This is a genomic window from Kitasatospora sp. NPDC059648 (genome assembly GCF_042734825.1).
Lineage (GTDB): Bacteria > Actinomycetota > Actinomycetes > Streptomycetales > Streptomycetaceae > Kitasatospora.
The window spans coordinates 123,612-138,700 of record NZ_JBHWDU010000010.1 but is presented as its reverse complement, the minus strand read 5'-3'; the positions used below and the strand labels follow the sequence as shown (position 1 = coordinate 138,700).

Below are 15,089 nucleotides of genomic sequence, written 5' to 3'. Positions count from 1 at the left end.
TGTCCTCCGGCCTGCTCCTTGAGCGGGCCGCGTCTCACTGTCGGGGTCGAGGAGGAATTCCTCCTGGTCGACCCGGACTCCCGAATGGTGGCTCCCCGTGCCGAGGAAGTCATCGCCACGGCCGTTCTCGAACTGGGCGGGCTCGTGGGGCCTGAACTGACGCGCTACCAGGTCGAGACGCGCACCGAGCCGCACGTCGACCTCGCGGACCTCGCCGAGCAACTGTACGCGCACCGGGTGCGGCTGGCCCGGGCCGCCGCCGGGCACGGGGTCCGGATCGTGTCCAGTGGCGGACCCGTACTCGCACCCGACGGCACACCGCCGGTGATGCCCGGGGAGCGCTACGCCCGCAGCGTCGCGGCGTTCGGCGCGCTCGACGACGATCAGGTCTCGTGCGCCCTTCACATCCACGTAGGGCTCGACGATCGGCATCAGGCCCTCCAGGTCGGCAACCATCTGCGGGTGTGGCTTCCTGCCCTGATCGCACTTGCGGCGAACTCTCCGTTCTGGCGCGGCCGGGACACCGGGTACGCGAGTTGGCGTGCCGTTGCCTGGAGGCAGTGGCCGGTCAGCGGGCCGCCGCCGTACTTCGACTCGCTCCAGCACTACGAGGAACTGGTCACCGCCCTCATCGGCACCGGCACCACTCTCGACCGGGCGGGCATCTACTGGGACATCCGCCCCTCCCATCATCTGCCCACCCTGGAGATCCGCGTCGCCGATGCGGCGTTGACCGTCGACGACGCCGTCCTGCTCGCCGCCCTCGTACGCGCCGCAGCAGCGACCGCACTCGACGCGTTCCACCACGGCGGGTCCGCCCCGCGCCCCGACCCCCAGCTGCTGGACGCAGCCTGCTGGCGCGCTGCGCGCGACGGCCTGGCGGGGAAGGCCGTCGACCTGGCCGGCCCGCGCCTGGAGCCGGCCGAGTGCCGTCTTCACGCACTGCTGTCATGGGTGCGTCCGGCCTTGCAGCATCACGGGGACGCAAGGCATGTCGACGCTCTCGTCTCCCGGCTGAAAGTCCACGGCACCGGGTCGGACCGCCAGCACGCCGCCCATCGCCGACGCCACCGTCTCATCGACACCGTCGACGACCTCGTCGCACACGTCCTCTCCCCGCCGACACGCCGACTCGCCTGACCGACAGCTCCGCGTGTGGCATCCGAGTCGACTGTGACCTGTCGGTGTACCGCCCGCACCGCGAGTACCAGCGGCGAGAAGGTCACCTCTGCCCAGCAGGTCGACGGGAGCCGGACCGCGCCGGAGGCTTCATCCAGGCCGACACGAGAGTTCCAGGCGTCCTGGGCCGCATCCGGGCACCCCGGCTCGGAGCGGGATGACCACGCACCCTGCCCGACAGGGTCCGCGTGGACACGGCAGCCCTGCAGCTATCGGGCCGAGCAGCCACGGCGAGTGGTGACCCACCGAGGCCGCTGACCGTCAACGCTGGCTGGTACCAGGGCAGTTCGCTGCCGCGAGGGCGAGCCCGGCGAGCATCGCACCAAGGACGGACGGGATGGCCGACCGGCCACCGAGCGCTTGCAGGGCTGCGGCGAGCCTCGCCACCGCAACGGCAGCCGGACCGCCCGGGGCGTGCGCGCCACCGGTCCGCCCCGGACCCACCACCAAGAAGGCCGAGCCCCCCCCTGGCACGGAGTCCGACAGGCCCGCCGCGGCCGCCCGACCCATGGCACGTCCGGCCGGTCCAGCGAACTGGCCCACCGTCATTCCGGCCCTCCTTTCGCAGACGAATGCCGCGATCGGTCCAAATGAGTGAGGAGAAGTCAGGCATGACCGCAATGGCCCCAACTGGACCGTCAACTCCACCGTGAATGAAGTGATTTGGAAAGCAAGGCCAACCTGCCGCCGTCGGCTCAGGAAGCGGTTCAAGGGCTCGCCCGTCACCCATTCAGACCTGCGCGTCAACCATTCGGCGGCGCATTGATATGACAGTCATTTAGGCAGTCGGTACGTTCATTCATGTCGGCACCAAGCCGATCCAGTCCAGAAACAGGAGAGGGTCCATGAACAAGATGACCACCGCCATTGGCCTCGCGGCGTCGGCGGCCGTGGCCGTGACCGGTATCAGCTACGCGTCGGCCGCTTCCGAGCCCGTGAAGGCGGCCCCGGTCGCCCAGAAGGCCGCCCCGGCGGCCGCTCCCGCCCAGGCGCCGCTCGACGGCGGCACGAAGGGCAACGAGGGCAAGGGCAACGAGGGCCGGGAGCGTCACGAGCGTCACGAGCGTCACGAGCACCGGGGCGTCATCCACGTCAACGAGCGGACGTACTCCGCCGACGACTTCGGCTGCATCACCGTGGTCAGCGGCCTGGGCGCCAAGTCGCTCAACGTCCGCAACGACAGCCACCGGACCGTCGAGGTCTTCAGCGGAGCGGTCTGCGACAACGGCGCCCCCATCGCCACCGTCGGGCCGCACAGCGCCAGCGAGGGCGTGCACCCGAAGCGCGTGCACGAGGGGGTCGAGGTCGACGACGGCGTCGTCGGCAGCTTCCGGGTCGTGCGCCACGACTTCGGCTTCGGCGAGCGCGGCGAGCACGGCGGGCGAGGCGAGAAGTAGAACTAACTCCAACGGCAAAATCCGGCGCCCCGGCCCGCCGCAATCGGGCCGGGGCACGACATCACAGCAACCTCCCACAGGTCCCTGCGGCCGCCCCGCGATGATGTCCGCTGGGACGGCGCAGCTGCGGCCACTCCGTGATCCACGAGCTGATCATCCTTCCCCACCCGCACTCCTCACGCCGTCGAACGCCGGCATCGTCTTGCCCCCCCCCCCGCAACGGCCGTACCGAGGGCGTCGACACCCCCACCAAGCGGATCACGCGACAGATGCACGGCCGGGCCGGCTTCGCGCTCCTCCGCCACTGCAATCTCCTCGCCCGAATCACACCGCCGATGACGGGCAAGAGCCGTTCTCCCACCGATCCGGGCCGCTCCCTCCCCGCCTCGTCGGCCTCCGAGGGGCGGGCGCGTCAGCTTCGGGGCCGGTCCCCGTTCGGCGGGATCGGGTGGTGGCCCCCCGGGCGGAGTGCGAGCTCGGCCCAGACGGTCTTTCCCGTTTCCGTGGGAATGCTGCCCCAGGCGGCGGCGAGTCGGTCCACGATGCGCAGACCGCGGCCGTGGGGTTCGTCCGCCGGGGGGCGTTGCCGCATCCGCGGCGGGTCGGGCACGGCATCGGTGACAGCGACGCGCAGTGTCTGCCGCACGGGGTCGAGCTGGAGGTCCAGGGCGAGGGGGCCGCCGGCGTGGTGAGCGGCGTTGGAGAGCAGTTCAGCGGTCACCACCAGGATGTCGTCCACGGCCGCGCCGTCCCCGTCCGGCCACCAGAGCGCCATCGTCGCCCGGATGAACGCGAGGCCGCGGCGGGCGCACCGCGTGCTGCCCGGCGGGAAATCCAGGCGGTCGTGGAAGGCCGGGGCGGCGAGCGGTCTGGGCATGGGGACTTCCGTGTGAAAGCCGGGTCGGGTCTGACCCCGGCGTGTGCCCGGCCGGAGACGCCCTACACCGCCGGTGACGGCCGCTGGTGGCGCACCGCCTGCTCCACGGACGGGGAGAGGGGGAAGACGAGATCGGCCTCGGTGATCCGCAGGACACGCCGCACCGTGGGGCCGGGTGCCACCAGGACCAGCGCAACGCCGTCCGCGTTCGCGCGGCGACGGGCGGTGAGCAGGGCGTTCAGGCCGCTGGAGGTGAGCAGGGTGACGGCGGACATCTCCACGGCCAGCAGGGCCGCCGCCTGGTCGAGCGCCCGGGACAGGGCCTCCCGGACGTGCTCTTCGTTGTCCATGTGCAGGTCACCGGCCAACGAGCACACCACGGCCTTGCCCACGCGGGTGATCTCGATCCTCAGGTCCGGCTCCGAACACACGCGCTGTGCGCGTTCTCGATATGGGGTCACGACACTGCTCCAAGCCCAGCCCACCGAAGGCTCCACCGTCAGGGGCGGGCCGGGCATCGACCCCGCGCAGACGGGCGAGGGACAGTGCGGCGACAGCCGACGGGCATCCGGTCCGCCGCGGTGACGGAACCGGTCCACCCCACTCCTACCCCACGCGGCCTCATCCACACGGGAACGCCCAGGACGAGCCCGGAAGACGGCGGGGCAGGATCCTGCGGGCCAGCCGCCTGAGTGACGCGGGCGCGCTGCTCGGACGGTGTGACCTGCCCGGACTCCCGGGCGTCGACGCCGGAAGCCGCGCCGCCGCGTGCTGCACCCGGATCGCCGGCATCGTCGTGACCCGCTGCGTCCTGCGCCCGGGACCGGTCGCATCCGGGCCGGCTGATGAAACCGGCCGCGCAGGCACGAGCCGACCGACCAGGGGGACTCGTTGCGTCGCACGTTGAACGTGGAGAGGCCCGGCCTGCGAGCAGGCCGGGCCTCGGTCGCCTTCCGGACGGCGGGTCCCTCAGGTGCTCCCGACGGTGATCCGGTCCATCTCGTCGCGCCCGGAGGTCCCGGGGCGAAGGCGCCCGAGCGGCTGGGTGGTGTCCTGGGAGCCGCAGGCAACGTCATCGGTCCGGTGCAGCAGTGAGACGTGGGTCGGCATGCTCGTCGCTTTCCGTGAGGAGACCTACAGGAACGTCTCGTGCTGTCGACGATGGCCGACCACTCGATACGGCCGCATCATCTCGTTGTCCTCGTGACCGAGAACGTGGCAGTGCCAGACGTACTGACCCTCGGTCGGATCGAACGGGAACAGGTTGAGCCCGGGCCGCGTGCGGTGGACCGGGACACTGGTCGGAGCGAACCGCACGATGACGGTGGTCACCTGATGCGGGAACACCTTGACCGTGTCCTTCCACCCCGATTCACCCGGGTCCGGCGGCATCGGACTGCCCTGGAGGAAGGGACTGACCGCCGGGTTCCCGCCGACCGCCCCGTCGGCGTTCGGCCTCCGGTACGACAGCGGCGGACCGTAGCCCGGGCAGAAGTCGACGTCAGAGGGCTTGCAGGAACTCGGGAAGGACCCCTCCCAGGCCTTCATGTACTTCTCGTAGTCGATGTTCTGGCGGCTGACGATCTGGAACTGCACCAGGTGCGTGTGCATCGGGTGGTAGGCCTGCGCCGCTTCCTCGGCGTTGATGAACTGCCACAGTTCGGTCGATCCCACCTGGGGCAGCTCGCTGATGCCGTCCTTCGGGAACTCCCGCTCGATGCCGGGGGACTCACGCCCGTCGTAGAGGGTGTTGTTGAGGTACTGCTCGATGTTCCCCCCTCTCGGCTGGGTGCTTGAGGTGTTGAGCTCGTTGAGCACGAACTGCCTGACCGCGTCGACCTTGACGCGCGGCCTGCCGTCGGGCCCGATCAGGTGGACCATGGGTACCGGGCGGGCGCAGACGCACTCCTCCGGGGCGGGATGAGCCGGATCGCAGCTCTCGTCGGGGCCCGTCAGGGGCTTGGTCACCTGGAACTGCATGATGTCCGGCAGCGGTGTGTCGAGCGTTCCCGTGTTGGTCACGGTGATCGTCTTCCCGGCCATCCGGGTGAAGTCGACGACGATGTCGGCGCGTTCACCCGGCATGAAGTCCACGTCGCTGCACTCGGTCGTGGAGGCGCCTCCCGCGCACGCCGTGCCGTTGACCGGCACGGGACGGTCCAGGTAGGCGTCGTCGGCGCCGATCTGGTACACGGGAGCGCCCCCGAAGTGCAGGGCGAAGCGCCGCCCGTTGGCGCCGTTGAGCAGGCGGAAGCGGTAGCGCCTCGGCTCCACCTGGAGGTAGGGCCAGGCCGCCCCGTTCACGGTCGCGACGTCTCCGAACTCGCGTACGCCCCAGAAGGGGTGGTAGTCCGGATTGGAGGGCGGGATGACCAGCAGTTGGCTGTTGGTGTCGAAGACACGGTCCTGCAGAGCCATCTCGATCTCGTAGGGACCACTCGGAAGGCCCTTGGGCTCCTCCTTCGGGTCCCTGAGGAAGTAGAAGCCCGCCAGTCCGCCGTAGACGTTGTTGCGGGTCGCCCCGAGGACGTGGTCGTGGAACCACAGGGTCCCGGGTTCCTGGGAGTTCTGGTAGGTGTAGACGGCCTGGCCCGGGGCGGGTTTGTCGTCCGAACAGTACTGCGACCCCTTCAAGCCGTTCGGGGTGAACCACGTGTCCGGACCGCCGTCGTAGCAGGCGCTGATCTCGGCACCGTGCAGGTGCACGGTGGCGGGCTGCGGCCCGGTGTAGGGCTGACACAGCGGGTTGTCCGCATTCTGCGGCTCATCGCAGTTCATGGGCATGCCGGCGCCCGGCGTCTTCAACGGATTGGCCCAGTGGACGGTCTGATCGACCTTCATCAGCCCCTGCACCAACCCGGCGCCGTGCGGATTCGACGGGTTGAAACTCGGCAGCCTGTTCTCGTAGGTGACCCGCGCGGGAGTGTGCCTCTCGGCTTCGAGCGTCACCGCCGGCCAGTGCGCGGGGCCCAGGACCTGCTTGCTCGTCGTGTCCGAGGTCTCATAGGCCCACACGCGGGTCTTTCCGAACGTCACCCCCAGGCCGCAGGTGTCCTGCCGGCCCTGCGGAAGCACCTCCTGATCGGTCTCCGTCATGGCGACGGTCAGACCCCTGTGGGCCGCCGCATCGACCCGAGGCGTCGACCCAGCCGGACCGAAGACCGGCAGCGGGGTCGCGAACTGGGGAATGCACTCCCCCGGCAGGGGCGTCTGCGGGACCAAACCGCTCACACGCGGTGCTCCCAATGCCGGGGCGACCACCGCGATGCTCGACAGCACCGCCAGCAAACCGACCGCCGCGCCACGCCCGCGCATCCTTGCCCCGCCACCCGACCGCGGCACCAACATCCTCAGCGCCACCACACCTCCCGAACACCGTCGCAAACCACCTCGTGGAGTAACCGGACCGTCCCAAAGCTGGCCTACCGGCACATCGGCCCCGGCCATCGACACCTCGATGTCACCCGCTCGGGCGCCCCGCCTGCTGAAGGCCCCGAAAGCGCTGTACACCGACCCGGCCGACCGGCGCGCTGAGGCCCCCGGTTGTCCGTGCCGGGTGGCAGGCTGGGGGCATGTGCGGCCGCTTCGTCTCCACCACCACGCCCCAGGACCTCGTCTCACTGCTCGGAGAACTCCGGTGGGACCCGGCCGAGGCCCTCGCGCCGAGCTGGAACGTCGCCCCCACCGACCCGGTGCCGGCCGTCCTGGAACGCCTCGACAAGGAGACCGGCGAGGTGCTGCGCCAGCTGCGTCCGCTGCGCTGGGGACTCGTCCCCTCCTGGTCCAAGGACCCGTCCGGCGGCGCCCGGATGATCAACGCCCGTTCGGAGACCGTCGACACCAAGCCCGCCTTCCGCAAGGCCTTCGCCGCCCGCCGCTGCGTCATCCCCGCCGACGGCTACTACGAGTGGCGCGAGGTGCCCGCCACCGACGACCGCAGGAAGTACAAGCAGCCGTACTTCCTCAGCACCGGCGGCGTGATGCTGATGGCCGGCCTGTACGAGTTCTGGCGCGACCCGAACCGCCCCGAGGACGACCCGCTCGCCTGGCTCGCCACCACTACCGTCATCACCACCGACGCCACCGACTCCGCAGGGCGCGTCCACGACCGGATGCCGCTCACCATCGCCCCCGACGACCTCCCCACCTGGCTCTCCCCCGGCCGCAGCGACCCGGCCGAGCTCCACCACCTGCTGCGCCGCCCCGCCGACGGAGCCCTCCGGGTCCGCGCCGTCCCACCCACCGTCAACAGCGTGCGCAACAACGGCCCCGAGCTGCTCGCCACCGCTCCGGACCCGCTGGGCCTCGCCGACTGATCCCGTCCTTGGGACGATCCGCTGACAACAGAGCCCAACCCGTGACCGCCACCCCGTCCCGCGCGCCCTCCTCCCCCGCACGCCCGCGACCGTGGACCTGGACGAGCACGGCCGCCTGCTCGTGCCCGGCACGGCGACGCCCGTCCCCGAGGCGCGGGTCGCCCAGCACCTCGCCCGCCACCTGCGGATCCCCGAGTGGGCGACCGACCTGTTCGTCTACGTCCACGGCTGGCAGACCGGCCCCGACGCCGCCCACCGCACGGCGACCGAGGCGGCGCCGTGACCGAGGACGTGCACAACGAGTTCACCGGGGCCGCCCACGGCATGGCCGCGCAGGCGCGCACGGGCGGCTTCGGTGCGCCGGGCCAGGTTCCGGGGCCCGGCGAGCACTGCACCGGATCGACTCCGACGGCCTTCGGCTGGGCGTCCGGCCTCGGCACCGGCGAGGGCATGCTGCCGGACGGGGGCGACGGGCTCGCCCACGAGCTCCACGGGCTCCACGAGCTCGTGGGCGAGCAGTAGCCGTCAGCGCTGGCGAACGGCGGTGAAGCCGCAGACCGGGGTGCAGAGCGTGACGATGCCGCTGTAGCGGTAGTTGGTCCGCCCCCGGGAGATGGTGTGCACGGTCAGCTTCTCCCGCAGGGTGGTCTGGTGGCACCGCGGGCAGACGGCGGTGACCGGCTTGCCCCAGGGGCGCTTGGGGTCGAGCTTGGTGACCGCCACGCCCATCAGGACGACGGACAGGCCGGTGCCGACGAAGCCGACCACCTGCCACACGCCCTTTCCGGACTCCCTGCGGTCGATCATCTCCTGGTAGCCGTAGATGCCCCCGCCGCCGTGGTTGGTCCAGATCCGGCACTCGTCGCTCCGGGTCATGGTCGTCCCGTTGCAGGTCGGGGCGCTGGTCGGATCGGACTTGCCGACCACCAGTGCCAGGAAGAGCCCGAGGCCCGCCAGGAGGACCAGCACCACGAGCGCCGTCGCCCGGCTGCGGCCGGTCTGCAGGCGCGTGCGTTCCTTCACCGCCGTCTCGATCACAGCGTGCGCCATGTTGCTGCCGTCGACCGCCACCACTTGTCTCCTGAGTTCGCGTTCTGTGCGTAAATGTCCCCCGGCGGGCCGGGGTTGACACGAACCCACCATGATCAGGACGTCCGCGCGCGGGACTTGGCGAGACCTTGACCTCGCCGTGACACCTCCGACGCTCAGCCCCGCGGTGCCACCGAGGCCAGGTAGGCGGCGGCCTTCTCCGGGTCCAGCAGCCACTCCTCCACGTCCCCCGGATCGTTGAAGGAGTTGGCGAACCGGTCCGCCACGGCGGAGAGTCGACCGGCCGCGCCGAACAGCTCCACCGCGTGCGGGGGCGCCGGGGCGAGCATCGCGTTCGTCCAGGCGGTGACGGCCCGCGCGATCTGCGCCCAGAAGCGGTCGAAGGCCGCCTGCTGGAAGTCCCGGTCGAAGGGCTTGTCCCCGTGCGCGAGGATCGCCTCCAGGTACAGGGCGGCGCACTTGGCGGCGCTGTTGGCCCCCTGCCCGGTGATCGGGTCGTTGGTGACGACCACGTCGGCGACGCCCAACACGGACGCGCCACCGGGCAGTTCACCGACCGGACGGCGGACCACCGGGGTGAAGCGGCCGGCCAGGGTCGCGCCGGCGTCGGTGAGTTCGATCCCGGATCGGGTGCGGTCGTACTCCCAAGGGGTGAAGGCCTTCATCAACTCCAGCATCACCCGCAGGTGTTCGCCCGGACCGCGCACCCCGTCGAAGGCGTCCGCCGGACCGCCCGGCCGCGCCTCCCAGAGCAGGATGTCGCACGGCCCGGCAGCCGTCAGGGCCGGCACGGTGAAGAACTCCCCGATGCCGGGCACCAGGTTGCAGCGCACCGCCGGGAAGTCGTGCTCGGGGCGCGGCGCGAGCCCGTACACATAGCTCACGGCCAGCGCGCGCTGGGGCCGCAGGTACGGGGACCGCTCCTCGTCGCGCTCGAACAGCGAGGCCAGTTTGCCCTTGCCGGAGGCGACCAGCACCAGGTCGTACGAGCCGGCGAGGTGTTCGAGGTCGGCGGTGCTCACCTGCCGCAGCTCCACCCGGCCGCCCCGGGCGGCGAAGGCATCCAGCCAGGTGGACATCTTCAGCCGCTGGTCGACGGACTGGGCGTAGGCGTCCAGCCGTCCGACCCAGTCGACCACCCGGGCCGACTGCGGCCCGCCGACCGACACCCCCACGCCCTCGATCCGGGGCGCCCGCTCGGCCCACAGGTCGAGTCCGAGGGCGCGCTCGGTGCGCAGCGCGGAGTCGAACATGCACTGGGTGGACAGCACCCGCCCGTCCCGCACCTCCTGCGCGTCACGGTCCGTCAGCAGCGTGACGTCGTAGCCGTGGGACTGCAGCCCGAGGGCCAGTTGGAGGCCGGCCTGCCCGGCGCCGACGATCAGAACCCTGCGCATCGCCCCTGCTTCCTCGGTGGTCCGTCCGGCCGGGGGCGCCCGCTCCGCCCGGCTGCCAGGTGACTGGATACCAGGCCGGAGCGTCCGCGTCCACGGCGCGGACGGGGTGGGCGCGCGCGCCGGGGGGCGGAGAGCGGACGGAGCACCGGGATGTCGATTTGAAAAATTCTTCAACTTCATGGAGGCTGCCAGCCGCCGACCCCGCGCCGACCGCACCAGAACAGGACAGCCAGCACCCATGAGCGACACCCTCCCGCCGTGCCCGCAGTGCTCCGGCGAGTACACCTACGAGATGGACGCCCTCATGGTCTGCCCCGAGTGCGGCCACGAGTGGGCTCCTGCCGAGGCCGACGCCCGGGCAGGCGCCGGCGAGCGCGTGGTCAAGGACTCGGTCGGCAACGTGCTGAGCGACGGCGATACCGTGACCGTCGTCAAGGCCCTCAAGGTCAAGGGCAGCGCCTCGGGCATCAAGGCGGGCACCAAGGTCCGCAACATCCGCCTGGTCGACGGGGTGGACGGCCACGACATCGACTGCCGGATCGAGGGCTTCGGGGCGATGCAGCTCAAGTCCAGTGTGGTGAAGAAGGCCTGAGCCGCTGACCCCTGCGCGTCCACGGCCACCAGGCACTCGCGGACCGAGCCCTGCCGCCACACTCTCCCGCCCCGGCCCCGTCCGCAGGTCAAGCGCTCGAAAAGCCCCCACTGTCGACCGGCGGTCCGCCGCCGCATAGGCTGTCCGGGCCCGAACGGCCCGGCGGGTGCCCGTACGGCAGGCGCACCCGGGAGAGGCGGGCAGCGCAGACCGGAGTACCCAGGGGGGACGCAGCAGCATGTACCAGGAACACGACGAGCACTACCCTGAACAGAACCACGACGACCACCTCGTCCACGACGACCACGACGAGGCCCCGAACCGCTCCCGGTCCCGCCGGGTCTGGCTGGTGGCGATCGGCGGGGTGTTCACCGCGCTGGTGGTGGTCGGCGGGTACGGCGCCTACAACGTGGTCAGCGCCGTGTCCGGCGACTCCTCCGGCAAGGGCGCCGGTGCGGACGCCACGGCCTCCAAGGGGCCGCAGACGCCGCCCACCGCCGCGGAGGCCGACGCCGTCGCCAAGGACTTCCTGGCGGCCTGGGGGCGCGGGGACCTCACGGTCGCGGCCGGCCTGACCGACCGTCCGGAGGCCGCCAGGACGGCACTGGCCTCGTTCCACGACGGGGTGTCCGCCCGTGCGCTCACCCTGACCGGGACGGGCGCGGCGGCGTCCGGCACGCCGAGCGAGCCCGCCGTCGGCTACCGGGTGCGGGCCGAGTTCGACGGCACCACGGAGGCCTGGGAGTACGACAGCACGCTGGGCGTCGTGCGCGCGACGGACGGGCGCATCCTGGTCCGCTGGGCGCCGACGGTGATCCATCCCAAGCTCGGCGCGGGGAAGACGCTCGCCGTCAAGGCCCTGCCCAACCCGGTGTCCAAGCCCACCGACCGCAAGGGCCGGCCGCTGGACTCGTTCCCGTCGCTGCGGTCCGTGCTGCCGCAGATCGCCCCGCCCGACGGTGCGAAGGTCGTCACCGGGCAGGCCGTGGTGCTCAGCGGCGGCGGCTCGCAGGACGCGGAGCAGTTGTTCGTGCTGACCCCGCCGAGCGCGCCGCAGGTCAAGCTCACCCTGGACGCCGACCTCCAGCAGGTCGCCGAGGACGCGGTGAAGCAGCAGTCGGCCGACGGCAAGCCCGCATCGCTGGTGGCGATCCAGCCGAGCACCGGGAACATCCTGGCGATGGCCTTCACCCCGCAGGGCGGCTTCAACCGCGCGGTCGGCGGCGGGCAGGCGCCGGGTTCGACGATGAAGGTGATCACCTCGGCCGCGCTGCTGCAGGCGGGGGTGACCCCGGACGCCGCGGCGCCCTGCAAGGAGACCACCAGCTCCCCCCGGACCTGGCACAACGACGAGCCCGGCAACCACCTCGACTACACCCTCAGCGACGACTTCATCCACTCCTGCAACACCGGATTCATCGACAAGGGCCTGGAGAAGCTCCAGCCGGGCACCCTGGCGTCGGTCGCCCGCGACCAGTTCGGCCTCGGCCTGCAGTGGCGGATCGGCATTCCCAACCGGGACGCCACCATCCCGGTGCCGGGGAACAAGGACGAGGCGGCCGCCGAGTACATCGGCCAGGGCCAGATCCAGGTGAACTCGCTGCTGATGGCCTCGGTCGCCGCCACCGTACAGAGCGGAACGTTCCGTCAGCCCGTGCTGCGCGAGGACGTCACCCGCGTGACGGCCCCCGGCCGGCTGCCCGCCGACGTCGCCCAGGGCCTGCGCTCGATGATGGCCCGGACCGCTACCCAGGGCACCGCCCGGGCCCCGATGTCCGGGCTGAGCGGCCAGATCGGCGCCAAGACGGGCACCGTGGAGGCCGGTTCGCAGGCCACCAACAGCTGGTTCATCGCCTACCGCAACGACCTCGCCGTGGCCGCCGAGGTCGAGGGCGGCGGCCACGGCAACAGCGCCGCGGGCGTGGCCGCGGCCCAGGTCCTGAAGGCGGGCGGCGGCAAGGGCTGACACCGCCCGACGAGCACTACTGGAGCAGTTCGACCTGCTCCGGAGTGACGCAGTGGGTGTACTCGCCGACCTCGACGGTGTACCCCATCGGCGGCTCCAGCGCGCACTCCCACCACAGCCCGGTGACCCGCCCGACGGCTCCGGCCGGCCCGCCCTCCGGGGCCGGGCCGGCCAGGATCCGCACCCGGGTGCCCTCCGGCAGGTCACTGCGGTAGCGCGGCGGCAGGTCCGTCCGGCAGCCGCCCAGCGCGGCCAGGAACTCCGGCCGCAGCCGCCACGGGCTGCCGTCCTCGGTCACCACCCCGTACACCGGGCCGTCGTCCTCGACCTCGCAGCCGACCACCACGCCCCGGGTGCCGACCGGCCCGTCCCCCAGCCACCCGAGGTCCGGCACCGGCGGCTCGGGCGCGACCAGTTCCACCAGCGCCCCGTATCCCAACCGGGCCTGCTCCGGCCAGGGCGTCTCGTCCAGCAGCCACCGATGCACGCCCGTCACGCCCGTACTCCCATCGCTGCGGATCTCCGCGCCACGCTAGCAGCACCGGGGCGTCCCCCGTCGGCCGCAGCCGCTTCGTTCGCCGTCAACCCACCCGGAGGACACATGGTCGGCGGCGGCCCGTAAGCTGCCGCGCATGTCTGATCACCCCGGCTACACCTGCACCTGCTGCGACCGGCACCACGACGAACTCCCGCTCAACTTCTCCACCCCGGCGCCCGACGTCTGGGACCACGCCGTCGAATCCGACCCGGACAGCCTGCTGACGGCCGACCAGTGCGTCATCCGGGGCGAGCACTTCTTCGTCAAGGGCCTGATCGAGATCCCGGTGATCGGCAGCGAGGACGTCTTCTCCTGGGGGGTCTGGGTCTCGCTGAGCAAGGCCAACTTCGCCCGCACCGCCGAACTGTGGGAGACCGAGGGCCGGGAGACGGAACCGCCGTACTTCGGCTGGCTGACCACGGAGCTGCCGATCTACTCTCCGAGCACGATCAACCTGAAGACCATGGCCCACACCCGGCCGGTCGGCGAACGCCCCTTCATCGAACTGGAGCCGACCGACCACCCGCTCGCCGCGGAACAGCGGGAGGGGATCAGTCACGACCGGGTCCGCGAGATCGTCGCGGCGGTGCTGCACCCGGGCTGAGCGCCCGTCGGCCGGTCCGGCGCCCGCGGGGCACGGATGGCTCACGGATGGGGCATCATGGCGCAGTGCCCGAACTGGTCGAACCGGCCGTACGGCTGCGGAGTTCCTTCCTTGCGGCGGTGGCCGAGTTCCGCGCCGAGGCCGGCGCGCCCGTCCCGTGGTTCGTCTCCGACGTCGAACCCGCCGCCCTGACGGAGCCCGCCGCGTTCGCCGGCTACGTCGCGCGCGTCCTGGCCGAGCGCACCGAGGCGGGCGTGCGCGGCGACGCGGGGGTGCCGATGACCACGCTGTGGTAGGCCGAGGGCGACCAGTGGCTGGGGCGGCTGGCGATCCGGCACCGGCTGACCCCGAAGCTGGAGCGGGTCGGCGGGCACATCGGTTACGACGTGCGGCCCGGCGCCCGGCGGCGCGGCCATGCCACCGCGATGCTCGCCGCCGCCCTGCCGGTGGCCGCCGCGCTGGGCGTCAGCAAGGCGCTGCTGACCTGCGACGAGACGAACACCGCCTCCCGGCGCGTGATCGAGGCCCACGGCGGCCTCCTCGTCGCCGCGGACGGCCGCAAGCTCCGCTACCTGGTCCCTACCGCCGTCTGACGCCTGTCACCCGTTCAGTCGGTCGTGATCCGGAAGACCGGGAAGCCCGGGGCGATCCGCAGCAGTTCCCCGGTCGGGGAGTCGGCGTCGATGCCCTCGAAGAAGTAGCCGACCTCCCACTTCCAGCGGCGCAGGTACTCGCGGAGCACCTCGGGCTTGTCGGCGTCGGGCAGTTCGACGGCCCGGAAGGTCTCGGTGCGGCGGCCGACCCGCAGTTCGCCGGCGCCGGCGACGCGGAGGTTGCGGACCCACTGGGTGCGGCCGCGCGGGGCGACCAGGTACCGCGCACCCTCGTGGCTGAGCAGGTTGACCGGGGTGGTGCGCCATTCGCCGCTCTTGCGGCCGCGGACGGCCAGGACCCGGGAGCCCCAGAGGCTGATGCCGGCCCTCGTGAGGCCGGAGACCAGGTTGTTGAGCAGCCTGCCGGCGGCGATGCCGAGACGGCTGGTGGGCGCGATCAGGCGCGTGGCGGGGTCGGGCGACTGGGCGGGCTGGGACATCGGACTCCCTCGATTCCATGACTACCGCTTCGATTCGAGAGCACTGCTCTCGACGACGTCTTCAGCATGACACCGGCGCA

The 15,089-nt window shown here is 71.8% G+C and carries 18 protein-coding genes and 1 pseudogene; 11 read left to right on the top strand and 8 right to left on the bottom strand.

Features of this window, described 5'->3' with window-relative positions; all coding sequences use genetic code 11:
- The first annotated feature begins 18 nt into the window (after positions 1 to 18).
- The 3 genes and pseudogenes from ACFV1W_RS09455 to ACFV1W_RS09445 all read left to right on the top strand — a co-directional run.
- Positions 19 to 1,140: a glutamate--cysteine ligase gene (locus ACFV1W_RS09455; RefSeq protein ID WP_380414643.1), complete on the top strand. Its 1,122-nt coding sequence runs from the start codon at positions 19 to 21 to the stop codon at positions 1,138 to 1,140.
- A gap of 884 nt (positions 1,141 to 2,024) precedes the next feature.
- Positions 2,025 to 2,576: a hypothetical protein gene (locus tag ACFV1W_RS09450; RefSeq protein ID WP_380414641.1), complete on the top strand. Its 552-nt coding sequence runs from the start codon at positions 2,025 to 2,027 to the stop codon at positions 2,574 to 2,576.
- A gap of 158 nt (positions 2,577 to 2,734) precedes the next feature.
- Positions 2,735 to 2,896: pseudogene (locus ACFV1W_RS09445) on the top strand (ISL3 family transposase); the annotation flags it as partial.
- 92 nt (positions 2,897 to 2,988) lie between these two features.
- On the opposite strand, the gene ACFV1W_RS09440 reads toward ACFV1W_RS09445, so the two are convergent.
- From ACFV1W_RS09440 to ACFV1W_RS09425, 4 genes are all read right to left on the bottom strand, one after another.
- Positions 2,989 to 3,453: an ATP-binding protein gene (locus ACFV1W_RS09440; protein ID WP_380414639.1), complete on the bottom strand. Its 465-nt coding sequence runs from the start codon at positions 3,451 to 3,453 to the stop codon at positions 2,989 to 2,991.
- A gap of 62 nt (positions 3,454 to 3,515) precedes the next feature.
- Positions 3,516 to 3,971 carry an STAS domain-containing protein gene (locus ACFV1W_RS09435; RefSeq protein WP_380414637.1) on the bottom strand — a complete coding sequence of 152 codons (456 nt, stop codon included), beginning with the start codon at positions 3,969 to 3,971 and terminating at the stop codon, positions 3,516 to 3,518.
- A gap of 451 nt (positions 3,972 to 4,422) precedes the next feature.
- Complete coding sequence (locus tag ACFV1W_RS09430) at positions 4,423 to 4,563, bottom strand: hypothetical protein (RefSeq protein ID WP_380414636.1); 141 nt, start codon at positions 4,561 to 4,563, stop codon at positions 4,423 to 4,425.
- A 24-nt stretch (positions 4,564 to 4,587) separates the two neighbouring features.
- Positions 4,588 to 6,816 carry a multicopper oxidase family protein gene (locus tag ACFV1W_RS09425; protein WP_380414634.1) on the bottom strand — a complete coding sequence of 743 codons (2,229 nt, stop codon included), beginning with the start codon at positions 6,814 to 6,816 and terminating at the stop codon, positions 4,588 to 4,590.
- 209 nt (positions 6,817 to 7,025) lie between these two features.
- Here ACFV1W_RS09425 and ACFV1W_RS09420 point away from each other — a divergent pair, with 209 nt between their 5' ends.
- The 3 genes from ACFV1W_RS09420 to ACFV1W_RS09410 all read left to right on the top strand — a co-directional run bounded on the left by ACFV1W_RS09420 (position 7,026) and on the right by ACFV1W_RS09410 (position 8,291).
- Positions 7,026 to 7,769 carry an SOS response-associated peptidase gene (locus ACFV1W_RS09420; RefSeq protein ID WP_380414632.1) on the top strand — a complete coding sequence of 248 codons (744 nt, stop codon included), beginning with the start codon at positions 7,026 to 7,028 and terminating at the stop codon, positions 7,767 to 7,769.
- 91 nt (positions 7,770 to 7,860) lie between these two features.
- Positions 7,861 to 8,052: a hypothetical protein gene (locus ACFV1W_RS09415; RefSeq protein ID WP_380414630.1), complete on the top strand. Its 192-nt coding sequence runs from the start codon at positions 7,861 to 7,863 to the stop codon at positions 8,050 to 8,052.
- Entirely contained in the window at positions 8,049 to 8,291 is a 243-nt protein-coding gene (locus ACFV1W_RS09410) for a hypothetical protein (protein WP_380414628.1), read from the top strand. The genes ACFV1W_RS09415 and ACFV1W_RS09410 overlap by 4 nt, the downstream gene beginning before the upstream one ends.
- Positions 8,292 to 8,294: 3 nt before the next feature.
- Here the strand turns inward: ACFV1W_RS09410 and ACFV1W_RS09405 are convergent, their stop codons facing one another.
- Together ACFV1W_RS09405 and ACFV1W_RS09400 are read right to left on the bottom strand one after the other, a co-directional pair.
- Positions 8,295 to 8,840, bottom strand: a complete 546-nt coding sequence (locus tag ACFV1W_RS09405; RefSeq protein WP_380414626.1) for a hypothetical protein — start codon at positions 8,838 to 8,840, stop codon at positions 8,295 to 8,297.
- A 134-nt stretch (positions 8,841 to 8,974) separates the two neighbouring features.
- Entirely contained in the window at positions 8,975 to 10,216 is a 1,242-nt protein-coding gene (locus tag ACFV1W_RS09400; RefSeq protein WP_380414624.1) for a styrene monooxygenase/indole monooxygenase family protein, read from the bottom strand.
- Positions 10,217 to 10,454: 238 nt separating this feature from the next.
- On the opposite strand from ACFV1W_RS09400, the gene ACFV1W_RS09395 reads away from it, so the two are divergent.
- Positions 10,455 to 10,808 (top strand): zinc ribbon domain-containing protein YjdM, encoded by a 354-nt coding sequence (locus tag ACFV1W_RS09395; RefSeq protein WP_380414623.1) that lies wholly within the window; start codon positions 10,455 to 10,457, stop codon positions 10,806 to 10,808.
- A 238-nt stretch (positions 10,809 to 11,046) separates the two neighbouring features.
- Positions 11,047 to 12,774: a penicillin-binding transpeptidase domain-containing protein gene (locus ACFV1W_RS09390; protein ID WP_380414621.1), complete on the top strand. Its 1,728-nt coding sequence runs from the start codon at positions 11,047 to 11,049 to the stop codon at positions 12,772 to 12,774.
- A 16-nt stretch (positions 12,775 to 12,790) separates the two neighbouring features.
- On the opposite strand, the gene ACFV1W_RS09385 is transcribed toward ACFV1W_RS09390, so the two are convergent.
- A complete protein-coding gene (locus tag ACFV1W_RS09385) occupies positions 12,791 to 13,270 on the bottom strand; it encodes a hypothetical protein (RefSeq protein WP_380414620.1) in 480 nt (159 codons plus the stop codon).
- A gap of 136 nt (positions 13,271 to 13,406) precedes the next feature.
- Between ACFV1W_RS09385 and ACFV1W_RS09380 the strand changes: the two genes are divergently transcribed.
- From ACFV1W_RS09380 to ACFV1W_RS09370, 3 genes are all read left to right on the top strand, one after another.
- Positions 13,407 to 13,916 carry a DUF2199 domain-containing protein gene (locus ACFV1W_RS09380; RefSeq protein ID WP_380414619.1) on the top strand — a complete coding sequence of 170 codons (510 nt, stop codon included), beginning with the start codon at positions 13,407 to 13,409 and terminating at the stop codon, positions 13,914 to 13,916.
- 65 nt (positions 13,917 to 13,981) lie between these two features.
- Positions 13,982 to 14,212 carry a hypothetical protein gene (locus ACFV1W_RS09375; protein WP_380414618.1) on the top strand — a complete coding sequence of 77 codons (231 nt, stop codon included), beginning with the start codon at positions 13,982 to 13,984 and terminating at the stop codon, positions 14,210 to 14,212.
- Positions 14,213 to 14,230: 18 nt separating this feature from the next.
- On the top strand, positions 14,231 to 14,509 hold the full coding sequence (locus ACFV1W_RS09370; protein WP_380414688.1) for a GNAT family N-acetyltransferase: 279 nt from the start codon (positions 14,231 to 14,233) through the stop codon (positions 14,507 to 14,509).
- A 14-nt stretch (positions 14,510 to 14,523) separates the two neighbouring features.
- Here the strand turns inward: ACFV1W_RS09370 and ACFV1W_RS09365 are convergent, their stop codons facing one another.
- The gene (locus tag ACFV1W_RS09365) at positions 14,524 to 15,009 is read right to left on the bottom strand and encodes a nitroreductase family deazaflavin-dependent oxidoreductase (protein ID WP_380414616.1); all 486 of its coding nucleotides are present in this window, start codon (positions 15,007 to 15,009) and stop codon (positions 14,524 to 14,526) included.
- Positions 15,010 to 15,089 lie beyond the last annotated feature (80 nt).

Coding starts and splice junctions, on each gene's coding strand:
- ACFV1W_RS09450 (WP_380414641.1), top strand. CDS start 2,025: ATGAACAAGATGACCACCGCCATTGGCCTCGCGGCGTCGGCGGCCGTG.
- ACFV1W_RS09440 (WP_380414639.1), bottom strand. CDS start 3,453: ATGCCCAGACCGCTCGCCGCCCCGGCCTTCCACGACCGCCTGGATTTC.
- ACFV1W_RS09435 (WP_380414637.1), bottom strand. CDS start 3,971: ATGCCCGGCCCGCCCCTGACGGTGGAGCCTTCGGTGGGCTGGGCTTGG.
- ACFV1W_RS09430 (WP_380414636.1), bottom strand. CDS start 4,563: ATGCCGACCCACGTCTCACTGCTGCACCGGACCGATGACGTTGCCTGC.
- ACFV1W_RS09420 (WP_380414632.1), top strand. CDS start 7,026: ATGTGCGGCCGCTTCGTCTCCACCACCACGCCCCAGGACCTCGTCTCA.
- ACFV1W_RS09400 (WP_380414624.1), bottom strand. CDS start 10,216: ATGCGCAGGGTTCTGATCGTCGGCGCCGGGCAGGCCGGCCTCCAACTG.
- ACFV1W_RS09395 (WP_380414623.1), top strand. CDS start 10,455: ATGAGCGACACCCTCCCGCCGTGCCCGCAGTGCTCCGGCGAGTACACC.
- ACFV1W_RS09390 (WP_380414621.1), top strand. CDS start 11,047: ATGTACCAGGAACACGACGAGCACTACCCTGAACAGAACCACGACGAC.
- ACFV1W_RS09380 (WP_380414619.1), top strand. CDS start 13,407: ATGTCTGATCACCCCGGCTACACCTGCACCTGCTGCGACCGGCACCAC.
- ACFV1W_RS09365 (WP_380414616.1), bottom strand. CDS start 15,009: ATGTCCCAGCCCGCCCAGTCGCCCGACCCCGCCACGCGCCTGATCGCG.